General features: G+C 56.8%; 11 protein-coding genes. 10 read left to right on the top strand and 1 reads right to left on the bottom strand.

Annotation, left to right across the window (positions count from 1 at the left end; genetic code table 11):
- Window positions 1-216 precede the first annotated feature (216 nt).
- From ABVS15_RS03850 to ABVS15_RS03805, 10 genes are all read left to right on the top strand, one after another.
- Window positions 217-1,242 carry a TAXI family TRAP transporter solute-binding subunit gene (locus tag ABVS15_RS03850; RefSeq protein WP_369282433.1) on the top strand — a complete coding sequence of 342 codons (1,026 nt, stop codon included), beginning with the start codon at window positions 217-219 and terminating at the stop codon, window positions 1,240-1,242.
- Between the two features lie 95 nt (window positions 1,243-1,337).
- Complete coding sequence (locus tag ABVS15_RS03845; RefSeq protein ID WP_369282432.1) at window positions 1,338-3,353, top strand: TRAP transporter permease; 2,016 nt, start codon at window positions 1,338-1,340, stop codon at window positions 3,351-3,353.
- A gap of 280 nt (window positions 3,354-3,633) precedes the next feature.
- Entirely contained in the window at window positions 3,634-5,346 is a 1,713-nt protein-coding gene (locus tag ABVS15_RS03840; RefSeq protein WP_369282431.1) for an efflux RND transporter periplasmic adaptor subunit, read from the top strand.
- Window positions 5,347-5,351: 5 nt separating this feature from the next.
- Window positions 5,352-6,047, top strand: a complete 696-nt coding sequence (locus ABVS15_RS03835) for an ABC transporter ATP-binding protein (RefSeq protein WP_369282430.1) — start codon at window positions 5,352-5,354, stop codon at window positions 6,045-6,047.
- On the top strand, window positions 6,044-7,321 hold the full coding sequence (locus tag ABVS15_RS03830) for an ABC transporter permease (RefSeq protein WP_369282429.1): 1,278 nt from the start codon (window positions 6,044-6,046) through the stop codon (window positions 7,319-7,321). Before ABVS15_RS03835 ends, ABVS15_RS03830 begins: the two co-directional genes overlap by 4 nt.
- A 15-nt stretch (window positions 7,322-7,336) precedes the next feature.
- A complete protein-coding gene (locus ABVS15_RS03825) occupies window positions 7,337-9,595 on the top strand; it encodes an S-layer homology domain-containing protein (protein ID WP_369282428.1) in 2,259 nt (752 codons plus the stop codon).
- Window positions 9,596-9,952: 357 nt separating this feature from the next.
- A complete protein-coding gene (locus tag ABVS15_RS03820) occupies window positions 9,953-11,584 on the top strand; it encodes a GH25 family lysozyme (RefSeq protein ID WP_369282427.1) in 1,632 nt (543 codons plus the stop codon).
- A complete protein-coding gene (locus tag ABVS15_RS03815) occupies window positions 11,541-11,861 on the top strand; it encodes a hypothetical protein (protein ID WP_369282541.1) in 321 nt (106 codons plus the stop codon). Before ABVS15_RS03820 ends, ABVS15_RS03815 begins: the two co-directional genes overlap by 44 nt.
- A gap of 9 nt (window positions 11,862-11,870) precedes the next feature.
- A complete protein-coding gene (locus ABVS15_RS03810) occupies window positions 11,871-12,278 on the top strand; it encodes a Mini-ribonuclease 3 (protein ID WP_369282426.1) in 408 nt (135 codons plus the stop codon).
- Window position 12,279: 1 nt separating this feature from the next.
- Window positions 12,280-14,019 (top strand): NFACT family protein, encoded by a 1,740-nt coding sequence (locus ABVS15_RS03805; RefSeq protein ID WP_369282425.1) that lies wholly within the window; start codon window positions 12,280-12,282, stop codon window positions 14,017-14,019.
- Window positions 14,020-14,265: 246 nt separating this feature from the next.
- Here the strand turns inward: ABVS15_RS03805 and ABVS15_RS03800 are convergent, their stop codons facing one another.
- Window positions 14,266-16,821: an ATP-dependent helicase gene (locus tag ABVS15_RS03800; protein WP_369282424.1), complete on the bottom strand. Its 2,556-nt coding sequence runs from the start codon at window positions 16,819-16,821 to the stop codon at window positions 14,266-14,268.
- Window positions 16,822-16,892: the final 71 nt, after the last annotated feature.

Genomic DNA, 16,892 nt, shown 5'->3' with positions numbered 1-16,892 from the left:
TTATAAATTTTTTATAAAGAAAAGGGATACCGGAAAAATTTTGACTGCATTTTATTTGTAGTCATGCAAGAATAAATTTGGCATTTTGCAAGGAAAAATTCATAGTTTTGAAAAAAATTTGCACAAATCGCCCAAAACTATGTTGAAACTTTCCAATAATTAAGCTACAATGTAACAAGTCCCTAGCAGATTGAATGAAAGAAAAGGAGTATTGCGATGAAAAAACTGATGTCTCTCCTCCTGGCCACTTTGATGATGGCCTCTGTCCTCTCAGGCTGCGGAAACAACGGGGGAACCACTCCTCCGGCGGCATCCGGCAGCGGAGCCGCTTCCTCCGGCGCGGCCGCCGGTTCCACCGACTCGCTGATCTTCTCCACCGGTGGTTCTCAGGGTACATACTATGCCTTTGGCGGCGTGCTGAGCCAGTATGTCACCAGCAATACCGGCATGAGCGTGACTGCCATCGAGTCCGGCGGCTCTCAGAACAACATTGAGAACCTGCAGGACGGCGCGGCTCAGTTGGGCTTTGCCCAGTCCGACGTCATGTCCTATGCGTATGCGGGCACCAATCTGTTTGCCGAAACCGGCGCTGTTTCCGACATCTCCACCGTGGCTAACCTCTACATGGAGCAGGTGCAGATTGTCACTACCAACCCCGACATCAAGACGGTTGCCGACCTGAAAGGCAAGAACGTCTCCATCGGTGCTGCCGGATCCGGCGTGTACTACAACGCCATCGATCTTCTGGGCGCCTATGATCTGACCGAGCAGGACATCAACCCCACCTATCAGGGCTTCGGCGACAGTGCCGACGCGCTGCAGGACGGCAAGCTGGACGCGGCCTTCGTCGTGGCCGGTGCTCCCACCACCGCCATCACCTCTCTGGCCACCGCCAAGAGCGTGTATCTGGTGAGCCTGGATGATGCGCACATTGCAAAGCTTCTGGAAACCTCTCCCTATTACACGGAGTTCACCATTCCCGCCGGCACCTATGAGGGGCTGGACGTGGATACCAAGACCGTGGCCGTCGGCGCCGTGGTCGTCGCCCGCGACGACGTCAGCGAGCAGGCCATCTATGAGTTTGTCTCCACCATCTTTGAGAATCTGGACGCCATCTCCGCCCAGCATGCCAAGGGCACCGAGCTGAACGTGGAGTTTGCCGCTTCCGTGACCTCCGTCCCCTATCATCCCGGCGCTGCCAAGTATTTCGCCGAGAAGGGCATTACCGTTCCCACGAAGTAAACATCGGAAATCAGCATTTAGATGCAAGTGGCCGCGGCGGGTATCCGCCCGCCGCGGTCGCTTTCTGTATTTACCTCATGAGTTAAGGAGAAGGTATGAGTTTATTTAAAGACAAATCCGGGGACGAAAATCAGGAGCGTCCTTTAGAGGGTACCTCTGCCATGAACATCGCACAGAATGTGGATGTGGGCACCGCGGCGGATGTTGAAGCCGTTATGAAAAAGTATGACCGTGAATCCAACGTCCGGGTCTGGGAGGGCATGCCCAAACAGGTGATCCGCTGGCTGATGGTGGCATTCTCGGTATACAGTATTTGGGTGACCTTGTTCAGCAATGCCATGCCGGAAAAGCGGCTGACCATATTTGTGGGTCTGATTGCCATTATGGGTTATCTGACCTATCCCGCGAAGAAGGGCAACGTGAAAGTCAACAGCCTGCCATGGTACGATGTGATTTTAATGTTGTGTGGCTCCTTGCCGTTCTTCTACTATGCAGCCAACGCCGTGCAGATTATCAAGCTTTCCGCCAGAATCGAGCCGTACATGATTGTGCTGGGTCTGGTTGCAATTGTGGCTCTGATGGAGCTGTGCCGCCGAAGTGTTGGCCTGCCCATCCTAATTGTATTGAGCCTCCTTCTGATCTACACTTTTTATAATATGTTCCAAACGCCCAACGCGACGGGCTTTATGGTCATTCGTCGGGTCATTTACACCCTGTTCTATACCTCCTCCGGCATTATGTCCACGCCCATTAACGTCTGTGCCAAGTATATCGTGGTGTTTATCATCTTCGGCGCATTCTTGGAGCGGACGGGCATCGCGAACTTCTTTATTCAGGTTGCAAACTCTCTCTGCGGCGCTGCGTCCGGCGGCCCTGCCAAGGTGGCGGTCATTTCCTCCGCTTTGTGCGGCATGGTGTCCGGCTCCTCCGTGGGCAACACAGTTACCACTGGCTCCGTTACCATTCCCATGATGAAAAAGACCGGCTATCAGCCGGAATTTGCCGGCGCGGTGGAAGCTGCGGCCTCCACCGGCGGACAGATTATGCCTCCCATCATGGGTGCAGCCGCATTTTTGATGGCGGAGTACATCGGCGTAAGCTATGCCCAGGTTGCCCTGCGGGCAATTCTTCCCGCGTTTTTGTACTTTGCCGGCATTTACATCGCCGTCCATTTGGAGGCAAAGCGCCTTGGCCTGAAGGGAATTCCCAAGAGCGAGCTGCCCAAAATCGGCGGATTGATGAAAAAAATGTACCTGTTGCTGCCGCTGATTATTCTGGTGGTGCTGGTATCCACCAACACCTATACCATGCAGTTCTCCGCCGCCGTGGCCATCCTGATCGCTATCGTAGTGGGCTTTATCAATAAGGATGAGCGGCTGAACCTCACCAAGATTATCGACGCGCTGGAAAACGGCGGCAAAAACGTGATTACCGTGGCTGTGGCCTGCGCCATGGCAGGTATGATCGCCGGCTGCATTACCGTCACCGGTCTTGCGTCCAAGCTGCTGGGCGGCATTTTGGCTGCGTCCATGGGGATTCCTTTGATCGCCCTGTTCCTGACCATGATCGCCTGCATCATTCTGGGCATGGGCGTCCCCACCACGGCGAACTATTGCATCATGGCCTCCACCTGTGCGCCGATTCTGGTGCAGATGGGCTTCCCCATCATGGTGGCTCACTTCTTCGTGTTCTACTTCGGTATCGTGGCGGACATCACGCCTCCTGTGGCCCTGGCGGCTTATGCCGGCGCGGCGATTGCGAAGGCCAGTCCCATGAAGACCGGCGTGAACGCCACACGGCTGGCAATTTCGGCGTTCATTGTGCCGTATATCTTTGCATTTAGTCCTGTAATGCTTGGAATCGACGCACAGTGGTACGACATGGTCATTATTACCATTACCGCCCTGCTGGGAATGTTTGGCGTGGCGGCGGGTCTTGGCGGATACCTGTACAAGAAGATCAACTGGGTGCTCCGCATTTTGCTTATCCTTGGCGGTCTGGGAATGATGATCCCCGGAACCGTGACGGATGTTACGGGCTTCGCGATTATGGCTGGGATTGTTGCTTTCCAGCGGTTGTCGGCCCGAAAGGATCAGGCCGCAGTGGCCTGATTCCCGCAAAATTTTTGCTCGAAGAGCCCCGCCGTTGATCGGCGGGGCTTTTTCCCATAGAAAATCAAAAGCTGTGAAAAACGAAGTTTTTTGGAAACTTTTTTGATTGGCCCTGCGTCATATAAATAATGTAAGAAACTGCGGGCGGCGGATCAGTCTTGAAAACAGCCAGGCACCTGAACTGTAACTGTTTTGTTGTTGATTTGCACGTCATACTGTATTAACCTGATTGATACAGTTATTTTTTGTCACAGGCGGCTCTGTGGGAAAGGAACGGCAAATGGCAGAAGTGAAAGATCCGATAAAAAACGGGGAGGGCGCACCGGAAGAGGTTGAAACCTCGGGATCCAGGGTTGAAGGCGCACCCGTAGGCGAGGTTTCAGCGGGTAAGGAGAAGCCTAAGCGCCCGCCTATGACGCCAAAGCAGAAAAAGAAGCTAATCCGCTGGGGAATCATCGGCGGCGTGACGTTGGTTGTGGTAATTGCGCTGTCAAAAGTTTTGGGCGGCGGCACACAGGCGGCGGCAGAGGTGGTGGAGGATACGGTGATGTACAATTCCATCACCTCCACTGTGCAGGGAAGCGGTATTACCAAAGCCAAGGAGAGCAAAACCATCACCCTGACCACCTCTGGCACGGTGCAGGAGGTTTTCGTCACCGAGGGCCAGCAGGTCACGGCGGGAACGCCTCTCTTTGTGATAGATTCCGAAACTGCCCGTACCGCTGTGGAGAAGGCCCGGAAGGATGTGGACGGCTATCAGAAGCAGCTCAATGCTATGCAGAAGGATATTGCGGGCTTGAATCTGACCCCGCCCTTTGCCGGGAAGCTGAAGGATATCGTGAAGCTGAACGTGGGCGAGGATATCAGCAAAGGCACGAAGGTAGCCACGCTGGTGGACGACCGAACCATGAAGCTCCAGCAGTATTACAGCTATGCCTATGAGGGCGACATCCGGGTGGGGCAGACCGCCGACGTGTCCATTCCCTCGCTGATGGGGAATGTTACTGGCACCGTCTCCGCAGTACATATGGTGGATCGGATTTCTCCGGAGGGCGCCCGGCTGTTCGAGGTGGAATTTTCCATTAAGAATCCCGGCACGCTGACCGGAGATATGGTTGCCTCCGCCGTGATGACGGCGGGGGGCGAAAGCGTGTACCCCTATGAGGCTGGCACACTGGAATACAACCGTGTCATTGATCTGAAAACCACTGTTAACGGAACAATTGTTTCTACCGCACTGCTGGACTATCTGGATGTGACTCCCGGGAAGGTGCTGGTGCAGATTGACGGAGAAAACAGCGAGAACGAGCTGTTTTCTCTGGAGCAGAGCCTGACGGACGCGCAGAAGACGCTGGAAACCGCGGAGGAGAATCTGGACAATTGCAGCGCCGTGGCGCCCATCGACGGAACGGTGATGGGGCTTGCCCTTACCACCGGAGCGGAGGTTGCCGCAAATACCACGGTTATCTCCATCGCCGACACCACGACCATTCTAATTGACGCCACAGTGGACGAGCGGAATATCAGTTATGTAAAGGCAGGAATGTCGGTGGATCTGGACCAGTGGGGAACCCCCTTTATGGGAATGGTGGAATCCGTCAGTCTTAACAGCAAGGTGGAAAACGGCGTGGCGGCCTATCCCATGGTGGTTTCCGTGGACAACCTTGACGGTTCACTCATGAGCGGCAGCAACGTCACCTATACGCTGGTGGCCAGCCAGAACGACAACTGCCTGACGCTGCCCATCCAGAGCGTGAAAAACGCGCAGTTTACGGACGGGACCTCCGGCTATGTGGTTTTCATTAAGGCGTCTAAGGCCCCGGAGAACGCCGTGGAGCTGGCGGTTCCCGTGGATGGGGTGCCCGAGGGGTACTATCCTGTGCCGGTGGAAATCGGCATTTCCGACAACTATAACGTGGAGATTAAGTCCGGCGTGGAAGAGGGCACCGTCGTGTTCACCACCACCCAGATGGAAAACTCCTATGGATGGTAAGGCCCATGCTAATCGAATTAAAAGAAATTTATAAAATCTACGCGGAGGGTCTGGAGAGCGAGGTTCGTGCGCTGGACGGCATTTCCCTTGACATTGAGCGGGGAGAGTTTGTGGCCATCGTGGGCCAGTCCGGCTCGGGAAAGTCCACCATGATGAACGTGCTGGGCTGTCTTGATATTCCCACCAGAGGAGACTATCTGCTGGACGGAGTGAACGTAAGGGAACTCAGCGATAAGGAGCTCAGCCACATTCGCAATAAGCAAATCGGCTTTATTTTCCAGCAGTACAATCTGGTGCAGAATCTCAGCGTGCTGGAAAATGTGGAGCTGCCCCTGATTTATCAGGGTATTGGACTGGAAAAGCGCCGGGTGCTTGCCATGGAGGCGCTGGAGAAGGTGGGCCTTGCGGACCGCACAAAGCATAAGCCCTCGGAGATGTCCGGCGGCCAGCAGCAGCGGGTGGCCATTGCCCGTGCCATCTCCACCAAGCCGCCCATCGTAATGGCCGACGAACCTACCGGCGCGCTGGATTCCCACACGGGAAGCGAAGTGCTGAAATTTCTTCAGCAGCTTAACAAGGACGGCAGCACCGTCATCCTCATTACCCACGACAACGGCATTGCCGCCACGGCCCGCCGGGTGGTGCGTCTGGCCGACGGAAAGAAGATTGAAGACCGGCCCCAGGAGGTGGATTGGCTATGAAAATTGGGCAGGCGCTGAAAATGGCGCTGAAATCCATTTTGGGAAACAAGGGCCGGTCCGCGCTGACGATGCTTGGCATCATCATCGGAATCGCCTCCGTCATGACCATTGTATCGGTCATCAACGGGTCCAACAAGAAGAGCATGGAAATGATGGCGGCCATGGGCACCAACAAGATCACCGTCTATGCCAACTATAACAACGGGCAGGATGTGTTTCAGGACCTGTATGATTTCTGTTTACAGCTTAACGACAGCGTGGATGGAGTGACGCCCAACAGCCAGTTTTCAGCCACCGTGGTCTACGGGACCAAAAACAGCAGTAAAATGGGCGGAGACGGCGGAATGAGCTATATGGGCGGCGGCGTGTCGGTGTCCAGCAGCGGCGGAGGGGGCGGCAGCCAGAACACTGAAATGCCCCCCACGCTTTACTTTGGCAGCGATCAGTATTCGATTTGCAACAATTTCGAGCTGCAAAAGGGCCGCGACCTGTCGTTGCTTGATATTCAGGAGTATAAGCAGGTCTGCGTCCTGGGGGCGCGGGCGGCACAGACCTTTTTCAATTACGTGGACCCGGTGGGAAAAGAGATGCAGGTCAACGGCCTGCCCTATACCGTGGTGGGCGTTTATAAGGAAAAGGACCCGGACAGCCGCTGGTCCATGGACAATATCATGGTGTTCCCCTATAGCGTCAGCCGGACCTTGCAGCCCAGCGCCCGGATGGATGAATTCTCCGTGAAGGCGAAAAGCGCCGACGATGCGGTGGAGGCTACCTCCCGCATCATTGGATTCATGACGGGACTGATGGGCCAGAATAATGAAAAGGGCTGGTATCAGGTCCAGAGTGAAAACCAGTGGCAGCAGAGCAGCAACGAATATGCCATGATGATGAGCTTGGTGATGGGCGGAATTGCCGCCATTAGTCTGCTGGTGGGCGGCATCGGCATTATGAATATCATGCTGGTCACCGTCACCGAGCGGACAAGGGAAATCGGCATTCGCAGGGCCATCGGCGCGGAGCGCCAGTCCATCGTCACCCAATTTTTGATCGAGGCGGCCATGATCTGCGGCATCGGCGGCATCATCGGCATTCTGATCGGTACGCTGGGAAGCCGGATTGCAGGAAAGCTGCTGATGCAAATGGATATCTGGCCCTCGGTGAACATCACTGTGGGAGCGTTTGCCCTGTCTGTGGCGCTGGGCATTCTATTCGGCATTTATCCGGCGGCCAAGGCCTCCAAGCTCCAGCCCGTGGAAGCGCTGCGGGCGGAATAAAGAAGGAGAACCAGAATGAAGAGACGAATCTTATCCCTATTGCTGGCGGCGTGCATGACTGTGTCGCTGTTAACGCTGCCTGCCGCCGCGTCTGCGACGACGAGCTTCAACGATATCAGTGACCACACCACCGCCGTGGCGGCGGAATGCCTGCGACTGCTGGGCGCCATGGACGGATACGGTGGTGGAACCTTCAACCCGGAGGGGCAGGTGACCCGGGCCCAGTTTTGCAAAATGGCTACCTTTGTGATCAAGGACGGAGAGAGCCAGCTCAGCCGCTATCGCACCGTCACGGTGTTTCCGGATGTGAAGCCCTCTCACTGGGCCGCGCCCTACATCAATCTGGCATCCGACGCAAGCCGGGGCGCCACCGGAGAGGACAAGGTGGACAATTCCATCATCAAGGGCTTTATGGACGGAAAATTCCACCCTGAGCGGGTGGTCACTGTGGGGCAGGCCGTCACCATTCTGATGCGGCTGCTGGGCTATACCGACGCCGACATGGGCGGCATCTGGCCGGACGGCTACATGGCCTCAGCCTCCACTGTGGGGCTTACCGACGGATTGAGCACCGTCGCTTCCAACCCCCTTACGCGGGGGGCGGCAGCGCGGCTCTTTGTGAATCTTCTGCGCAGTGACGCGAAAGGCGGCGGGTCCTACGGAGCATCCATCGCTGCCAGCTCTGTGGAGGGAATGCTCACCACCTCCAGCGCCACCGCACCTGACGGCAGCGACACCGCTATGCGGCTGGGCAACTCCACGTCCTACTCCATCGCGGGAGGTAAGGTGTCCACCGGCGCATTGAACGGCATGAAGGGAATGCTCCTCCTGAACAAGGCAGGGAAGGTCATGACCTTTGTTCCGGAGATTGCCGGTTCCAGCCGCACCGTGATTTTTGCCTCCGGCACCGCGGTAAAGCTCACCACCGCCTCCGGCGAGAGCTTTACCATCAACGGCGATACGGCCATGGTGGTGAACGGAGAGCAGAAGACCTGGGAAACGGGCTACACAATGCTGCACTCCGGCACGTCCGTGACGCTGTATATCGGCGGCAGCGGCGGCGTGGAGTATATCTTCGTGGGAGTCAGCGCTGCATCCTCCGCCGCAGTGGTGGTCTATGAAAAGGGGTCCACGGCGGGATTCAGTGGCCTTGCCAATGGCAGTACCCGCTATTCCATCTACAAAAATGGGTCCTCCGCCACGGCCAGCGATATGCGCCCCTACGACGTGGCCGTTTACAACCCTGCGGAGAACTCTATCCGGGTGTGTGACACCCGCATTACGGGCGTGTACGAAAATGCTTCGCCCAATGTCACAAACCCCAGTAAGATTACACTGATGGGGACGGAGTTCTCCGTTCTGCCCACCGCAGCAGACACCATGTCCAAGCTGAAGCTGGGTCAGGTCATTACGCTGCTGCTCACCGAGGATAATCAGGTGGCGGGCGCGGTGGAAGTGGGAACCTCCGGAGCTTCCGGCAATGCCATGGGCATTGTGCAGGAGGTGTCCTCCAGTTCTGCTACGGTCAACCTCCTGTGCGGGTTGACCATCACCGGGAAAGTATCCCTGAAGGACAGCGAAGTGAGTCGTCTGAAGGGCCAGCTGGCCGCGGTGAGCTCTACCAACAAGGGACAAATCGGACTGACCTATCTGTCCGGTGGTACTACCGGCGATCTGGACGTGTCCGCAAAGAAGCTGGGCAGCGCGCTGCTGGCGGAAAATGTGACGATCTATCAGTCCACACTGAATGGGATAAAGGCCATTAGCCTGAGTCAGCTTTCAAGCTCCCGCATTCCGTCCTCCGGCGTGCTGTATGCCCGAACCAACTGGGCCGGGCGCGTGGACCTGCTGGTGCTGACCAACGTCACAGGCAGCGACTATGTCTATGGAATTGCGCAGTATGGAGAAGATCTGGATAGTGACGGCAACGTTGTGAGGACGTATATTGAGATCGTTGGACCCGACGGTACCCACATCTCGAACATCTCCGGCGGCATTACCAGCGGCACCTTTGTGGGCGTAGAGCTTGGGAAAGACGGCTCTGTAAGCAAGATATTGAATTTGACCAGGTTTGAAAATATTGCCAACAGTGCCTGGAGCAGTCTTACCTCTGTCATTCTGGGTGGACGAAGCTATACCGTTCCCTCCGACGCCCTGTACTACAACAGAACCACCAGACAGTGGATTACGCAGGACGAGGCCCGTGCCTTTGCTACCACTTCCACGGTCTATACGGACAATTCCGGATACGTCCGGGCGGTGGAGGTCCGATAACCGACCCAAAGCCTGTGAAAGGGGGTCCGCCCGCGGGCGGACCCCCTTTTTTGTATTGTAAGTCTTCATAAAAAACTTGATGAGGCTGGAAAAGTTTACATAAAATTTTGGATTGACCAAAGCAAACAGTTTTTGTTATAATATCCGGGGGACAGGCAATATCTGGATGTCCCATGGGAATGAGGATTTGCCAAGCTTGCCTCAATTTAGGTGGAAAGAGCGGGTTTTACCATCTGTGCCGCGCCCGCTTTCTATCATAATAAAAGCAAAAACGGCTTTGAGCCGGTACGCACCGGTCCAAAGCTCATTTTTTAAAATTTGATTCGACAAATTTCGACGAGTGTGAAGGGAGAGTCTATGGCGAAATTTCGTGTTTACCGCGCTGCTGCCGCGCTGGCGCTGTCCGCCGCCCTGCTGACGCAGCCCATGGCCGCAGCCGGGTTTCCGGATGCAGCCGGCCACTGGGCGCAGAGCGCCATTGAGAAATGGAGTGAGCGGTACGGTGTGCTCAATGGATATGAGGACGGCTCGTTTCACCCGGACGACCCCATTACCCGGGGTGCGTTCGCGGGGATTCTGAACCGCTTTTTACAGTATCAGGCCTGCTCCCCCGCAGGGGCATTCAGCGATACCGCCGGAGCCTATTGGGAGGACGCAATTCTGCGGCTTCACGCGGCAGGCGTGTATCTGGGAACTGACGGTGCCGCGCGGCTCACCGCCAATATTACCCGCCAGCAGGCCATCACCATGGTGGGGCGGGCCTTTCAGCTGACCGAGTCCCAGACAGCGCTGCCCTATGCGGACGCGGGAGATATTGAAATTTACGCCACAGGATATCTCAGCGCCATGGCGGAGCGGGGCTACATCACCGACGTGGGGGCGGACAACCATTTCCGCCCCACGGAGCCGATCACCCGGGCGGAGCTGGTGAATCTGCTGAACAATATGATTGACACCCTCATTCAAAAAAGCGGGGATTACTCTTCCGACTCTTCGGGGACCCTCATGGTGAACGCCGCCGACGGCGCCACGCTGCAAAACATGAGCATCAAGGGCGACCTGATTATCGCCCCCGGCGTGACCGGCGGCGTGGTGCTTCAGGACGTGACCTTGAGCGGAACTGTCCGCAATTTGGGCAGCGCTCCGGTGGACCAGTATGCCACCACGCCGGTAGAAGTCCCCGGCACCACCACGCCGGAGGAGAATGTCCCGGACCTGAACTGGAATTACATCACCGATCGCAGCGGTAAGAAGATCCCCAATTATCCCGGCGTTCCGGTGAATCCCTTTGGGCAGGGAAGCTTTTATTGGAACGACGCGGGACGGCTGGTGTATAGCGGAACGGACTTTACCACCCGCTTCGGTATCGACGTTTCCGCCTATCAAAACCGCGCGATTTCGGGCAACAACATTGACTGGAACGCTGCCAGAAACGACGGCGTAGAATTTGCTTTCGTCCGGATTGGCTTCCGGGGCACCGGCTCCGGCACGCTGAACAAGGACGCGTTTTACGAGCGGAATATCGACGGGGCCATGGCGGCGGGCATTGATACCGGCGTTTACTTCTTCTCTCAGGCCATCACGGTGGCGGAGGCAGTGGAAGAGGCTAATTATATCATCAGCCTTCTTGGCGGACGGAGCCTTACCGGCCCGGTGGCCTACGACTGGGAGATGCACGACAGCACCTACCGGGTGTATGGAACCAGCGCGGCGATGGCCACCGCTTGCGCCAAGGCATTCAGCGAAACGATTGAAGCCGCAGGCTATCGGGCTATGGTCTACACCAGCAGCTATGTAGCTTACAACAAATTCGATCTGTCTGTGCTGTCCGGCTACCCCGTCTGGTATCCGGAGTATAAATCCAATGAATCCACGGCGCTGTATCCCCAACTCTATTATCGGCCCGACTACTGGCAGTTTACCAGCAAGGGTTGTGTGGCGGGCCTTGCTGGCAACGTGGACTGCAATTTGCAGTTTATTCCCAACTGAGTTACATGATATTAAAATGAAAAGCGCAGGAGCGGCGGAAGGCTGCTCCTGCGTTTTTTCTTTACGTACAAAAAACGCTAAAACCGAAGTGCTTGCCCAGACGGTTTTTTCCGGTTTTTTTGCGGAGAAGAAAGCAGATTCCGCAGTCCATACCCTGCTGCCCAAGGGACAGGCGCTACGCTGTGGGGTGCGGGACTTGAATTTTTTCTCCATCTGTGGTAGCATCATTCAGAAAACAGACGGGGATTTGCACAATTGCAAATCTTTTTTACGTTAAGGAGAGCAAATGGAAAATCATTTTGAAATTCGCATGACCACAGGGCGGCTTCAGACCGTCAGCAGCATCGCCCTTGCCCACGTGGGGGACGCGGTGTTTGAGCTGCTGGTCCGCTCCTGGCTGTGCGCTGGGGGAAAGGCCACCGCCAAGGGGATGCATCGTGCCACCGTGGCGATTGTCCGGGCGGAGTCTCAGGCGGCGCGGGCGGAAAAGATTCTGCCCGTTCTGACGGAGGAGGAGGCCGGGGTGTTTCGCCGGGGGCGCAACGCCAACGTGCACACCGTCCCCAGCCACGCCAGCCGCGCCCAATATGCGGAGGCCACGGCGCTGGAGGCGCTGCTGGGCTGGCTGTACCTGTCTGGGCAGAGGGACCGGGTCAGCGAACTGTTTGGCCTGATGATGGAAGGGGAGATCTGATATGGCGCTGGACGCGGTCTGTCTGCGGGCAGTGGCGGAGGAGCTGCGGGGTCAGCTTTTGGGCGTGCGGGTGGACAAGGTGCAGCAGCCCGCAAAGGATCAGGTGGTTTTGCTGCTGCGGGGCGGCCTGCGGCTGCTGCTTACCGCCGGAAACAATCCCCGCATCCAGATTACCGGCCGACTTCGAGACAACCCGACGGAGCCGCCCATGTTCTGCATGCTTCTGCGCAAGCATCTGGTGGGGGGGCGGATCGCCGCGCTGACCCAGCCGGGACTGGAACGGCTGGTGGAGCTTGAGATGGACGTGACCGACGATTTCGGACGGCCGGGAAAGCGGACACTGGTGCTGGAGGCCATGGGCCGTAACTCCAACGTGATTCTGCTGGACGGGGAGGGGCGGATTGTGGAGTGTCTGCGCCGGGTGGACGCGGACATGTCCGTCCGGCGGCCCGTGCTGCCGGGGCTTTTTTATCAGTATCCGCCTGCGATGGAGAAGACAAGCCTGCTGGAGGCGGAGGAGGACGACTTCTTTTCTCTTCTGGCCGCAGCCAACCCAGAGCGGCGGCTGGATGAGTTTTTATTGGACGGATACTTTGGTATTTCTCCGCTGCTTGCACGGGAACTGGCGTTTCGTACGATAGGAGAGACAGACAGCCGTCTGTTTTCTCTGGATGCTATCGGAAAGCGTCGGTTTTGGGAGAAGATTGTTGAATTTCAAAGCGATGTTAAGGAAAATGTATTTACACCGTTTTCCGTCTGGAGAGACGGGAAACCGCTGGAATTTTCCTGCTTTCCCATTGATCAATACGGTCCGGCGGCGGAAAGCCGCATCTATTCCACCTTTTCCGACCTGCTGGATGATTTTTATGAGTCCCGGGAGAGGCAGGAGCGGATTCGCCAGCGGGGGGCCGACCTGGTTCGGGCCGCCACCAATGCCCGGGACCGTCTGCGGCGAAAGCTTGCCATGCAGGAAAAAGATTACGCTGCAACGCAGGACCGGGACGCGCTACGCCTGAGCGGTGAGCTGATCACTGCCAATCTCTATCGCATGGAGAAGGGACAGCGGAAGCTAGTTTGCGAAAACTACTACGATGAGGATCGGGAGATCGAGATTTTGCTGGACCCGCTGCTGACGCCCCAGGAGAACGCGGCAAAGTATTTTAAGCGGTATGCCAAGGCAAAAACCGCCGAAAGATACCTGAAAGAGCAAATGGAAATTGCGCGGCATGACGCGGCGTATCTCGAAAGCGTGCTGGAGGAAATCGCGGAGGCAGAGACGGAGCAGGATTTCAACGACATCCGTGCGGAGCTGAAGGATGCGGGCTTTCTACGCCAGAAGGGAAAGGAAAAGCGGGGCATTCAGCGTCCCGCAAAGCCTCGGGAATTTCGCACTACGGCAGGGCTTCGGGTGCTGGTTGGCCGCAATAACCGGCAAAACGACAGGCTGACCCACGACGCGGATCGGCGGGATATCTGGCTTCACACACAGAAAATTCATGGATCTCACGTCATTCTCCGCACGGACGGCGCAGAGCCGGATCGGGAGAGTATCGTGGAGGCGGCAATGCTTGCCGCGTGGTACTCTCAGGCCCGGGAGAGCGGCAATGTGCCTGTGGATTTCACACAGGTGAAAAACGTGAAAAAGCCTGCCGGGGCAAGGCCCGGCATGGTGATTTACACCACCTGCGAGACAGTGCACATCACGCCGGAGGAGGAGACGGTGAAGCGTCTAAGCGTCTAAGCGTGAAATAAACCTGTCAGGTCGTTTTCACAATTGTGTTTTGGGACTGCACGTTGCGCCGAAGTATCTGCCAAAGAGGAAAGTTTCAGCGCATACTCCGCAAGCGGTCGTTTTTACGCACGCTCGGTGAGAGAAGTTCTCGCGGCGTAAGCTTTAGTGAAGCCCTTGATAAAAAAGAACGGCCCTCCGGCGCATTGCGCCGGAGGGCCTCTTTGTCGTTCGGAAAATTAAATCAGATTCACCAGATCAGAGCTTTTTCATATGCGCACCTGCGGATTTCAGCATCAGCTTTTTTACGCCTTTTTCCTCAAAGTCCACTTCCACCAGCGCGTCACCACCCATGGGACGAACGGACAGCACCGCGCCTTTGCCAAAGGCGGTGTGTTCCACGGTGTCGCCCTGTGCCACTGCCATCAAAGGCTCTGACGGGGCCGCCGCTCTTTTCGGCGCGGACGGGGGAGGTGTGCTGCCGTCGCGGTAGGTGCGGATGCCACCGTTTTTGTGGGAAGCACTGCCAAAGCTGTCGGACCGCCCGGAAAAACCTCCCGCGCGTCCGGAGCTGCCGCCAGACCCACTGGAAGCGTTGCCCCCGTGCCCGGAAAAACTGCTGCCAAAGCTGTCACCAAAACCATCGGAGGAGCCTCCAAAATTGTCCCAGCTCCCGCCGCTTTCCAAAGAAGCAGTTCGTGCTTCCGGCTTTCCGAACCACTCATAGGTTTCCTCCGGCAGCTCGTCCAAAAACTGGGAGGCGCGGTTGGCGCTGGTACGGCCATACAGCATCCGCTGACGGGCGTTGGTCAGGGTCAGCCGCTCCTTGGCCCGGGTCATGGCCACATAGCAGAGCCGCCGCTCCTCCTCTAGTTCATCCTGATCGAACAGGGCGTTCATCCCGGGGAAGATGCCGTCCTCCATGCCGACCACGTAGACGCTGGGAAATTCCAGGCCCTTTGCGGCGTGGATGGTCATAAGGGTTACGCAGTCGTCGCTGCCGTCCATGGAGTCCAGATCGGTGTACAGTGCGATTTCATTCAAAAAGCCCGACAGGGTGGGGTCCTCGGGACTTCCATCCAGGAAGGCCGCGATACTGGATTTCAACTCCTGCACGTTTTCCAGCCTGCCGCGGCTCTCCATGTCGTTTTTCTCCTCCAGGGCCCGGACATAGCCAGTCTGGTCGCACACCGCATCGTAAAACTCCGGCAGGGCAAGGGTGCTGCCCAGCTTTCTCAGCCCATCCACTAAATCCGCAAATTTCAGGAGCTTGGGAGCGGGGGCTTTCAGCTCGGGAAACAGGTCCGCGTTGCGCATTACCTCGTAAAGGGAAATTCCTTGCTGGGCCGCAACGGTAGAGGCTTTATCCATGCTGGTATTACCGATGCCGCGCACTGGGACGTTGACGATGCGGCGAAGTCGCAGGTCGTCCAGCGGATTGTTCAGCACGCAGAGGTAGGCCAGCATGTCCTTCACTTCCGCCCGGTCGTAGAACTTGGTACCGCCCACTACCTTGTATGGCATTCCGTTGCGGCGCAGTGCGTATTCCAGCGCGTTGGACTGGGCGTTCATGCGGTAGAGCACCGCGCACTCGGAAAATTTCCGCCCGCGGTTCACCTGCATCATGATGTCGCCCACCACGAAATTTGCCTCATCCGCCTCACTGTAACTGGTGCGGATTACCACCTTGTCGCCGCTGCCGTTGTCCGTCCAGAGTGTTTTTCCCTTGCGTCCGCAGTTGTTTTTGATAACGGCGTTGGCCGCGTCCAGAATGTTCTGGGTGGAGCGGTAATTCTGCTCCAGACGGATGGTGCGGGCGTTTTTGTACTGCTGCTCAAAATTCAGGATGTTCTCGATGTTCGCGCCCCGGAAGCGATAAATGGACTGGTCATCGTCGCCCACCACGCAGAGGTTTTTCCGTCCGCCCGCCAGCAAAGAGGTGAGAAGATACTGCAAATGGTTGGTATCCTGATATTCGTCCACCAGCACGTAGCGGAATTTGCGCTGGTAATACTCCCGCACCTCTTTGTCCTTTTGAAGCAGGGTCACGGTGTGGAAAATAATGTCGTCAAAGTCCAGCGCGTTGGCGGAACGGAGCTTTTCAACGTATTTGGCGTAGACCTTGGCAATGCGGGTCATTTTCCAGTCGCCGGAGTTCTGATACTGCTCTGCAAATTCCTTCGGCGTCTCGAAACGGTCCCGGGACTTGCTGATGATGCCCAGTAAGTCTCTGGGGGGAAAGGCCTTTTCGTCGTAGCCCAGTTCTTTGAGAATGTCCTTGAGGACACGCTTAGAGTCGTCGGTGTCATAAATGGTGAAGTCCTTCTGAAAGCCGATGCGCTCAATGTCCCGCCGCAGGATGCGCACGCAGGCGGAGTGGAAGGTGGACGCCCAGATGTCGTTTGCCTCCGGCCCCAGCCGGTCCGCCAGCCGGTTTTTCAACTCGCCCGCCGCCTTGTTGGTGAAGGTGATGGCGATGATCTCCCAAGGACGGGGCGGGTCCACTGCACAAAGACGTACGGCCCGCCGCCGCTCCTCCGGCTCTGGGTCGTCGGAAAGGTTCTCCAAAAACGCGAGATCCTCCTCCGTGAGATCCTCGGAAACCTCATCGCAGTCCCCACCCCGGCCATAGGTCAGCAGGTTGTACACCCGCTGGATAAGAACGGTGGTCTTGCCGGACCCGGCCCCCGCCAGCAGAAGCAAAGGCCCCTCAGTGGTCATGGCGGCCTGCCGCTGCATGGGGTTCAGCCGCCGAAGATCCCGGGAGATAAAAGCTTTCCGGGCGGCAATAAAACGCTTATTGAAATCAGTCATATGTTCACCAGTTTTCTATAATCTCAGAATCTATTCTAGGACAAAACCGGGCCGTGGTCAACCGTGGGTTT

The sequence above is a fragment of the Oscillibacter sp. GMB15532 genome (genome assembly GCF_041020825.1).
Lineage (GTDB): Bacteria > Bacillota > Clostridia > Oscillospirales > Oscillospiraceae > Oscillibacter.
This window is presented reverse-complemented; position numbering and strand designations above follow the sequence as displayed.

Bases quoted from the DNA above. Each gene is read 5' to 3' on its own strand.
- ABVS15_RS03850 (WP_369282433.1), top strand. From the start codon at position 217: ATGAAAAAACTGATGTCTCTCCTCCTGGCCACTTTGATGATGGCCTCT.
- ABVS15_RS03845 (WP_369282432.1), top strand. From the start codon at position 1,338: ATGAGTTTATTTAAAGACAAATCCGGGGACGAAAATCAGGAGCGTCCT.
- ABVS15_RS03840 (WP_369282431.1), top strand. From the start codon at position 3,634: ATGGCAGAAGTGAAAGATCCGATAAAAAACGGGGAGGGCGCACCGGAA.
- ABVS15_RS03835 (WP_369282430.1), top strand. From the start codon at position 5,352: ATGCTAATCGAATTAAAAGAAATTTATAAAATCTACGCGGAGGGTCTG.
- ABVS15_RS03830 (WP_369282429.1), top strand. From the start codon at position 6,044: ATGAAAATTGGGCAGGCGCTGAAAATGGCGCTGAAATCCATTTTGGGA.
- ABVS15_RS03825 (WP_369282428.1), top strand. From the start codon at position 7,337: ATGAAGAGACGAATCTTATCCCTATTGCTGGCGGCGTGCATGACTGTG.
- ABVS15_RS03820 (WP_369282427.1), top strand. From the start codon at position 9,953: ATGGCGAAATTTCGTGTTTACCGCGCTGCTGCCGCGCTGGCGCTGTCC.
- ABVS15_RS03810 (WP_369282426.1), top strand. From the start codon at position 11,871: ATGGAAAATCATTTTGAAATTCGCATGACCACAGGGCGGCTTCAGACC.
- ABVS15_RS03805 (WP_369282425.1), top strand. From the start codon at position 12,280: ATGGCGCTGGACGCGGTCTGTCTGCGGGCAGTGGCGGAGGAGCTGCGG.
- ABVS15_RS03800 (WP_369282424.1), bottom strand. From the start codon at position 16,821: ATGACTGATTTCAATAAGCGTTTTATTGCCGCCCGGAAAGCTTTTATC.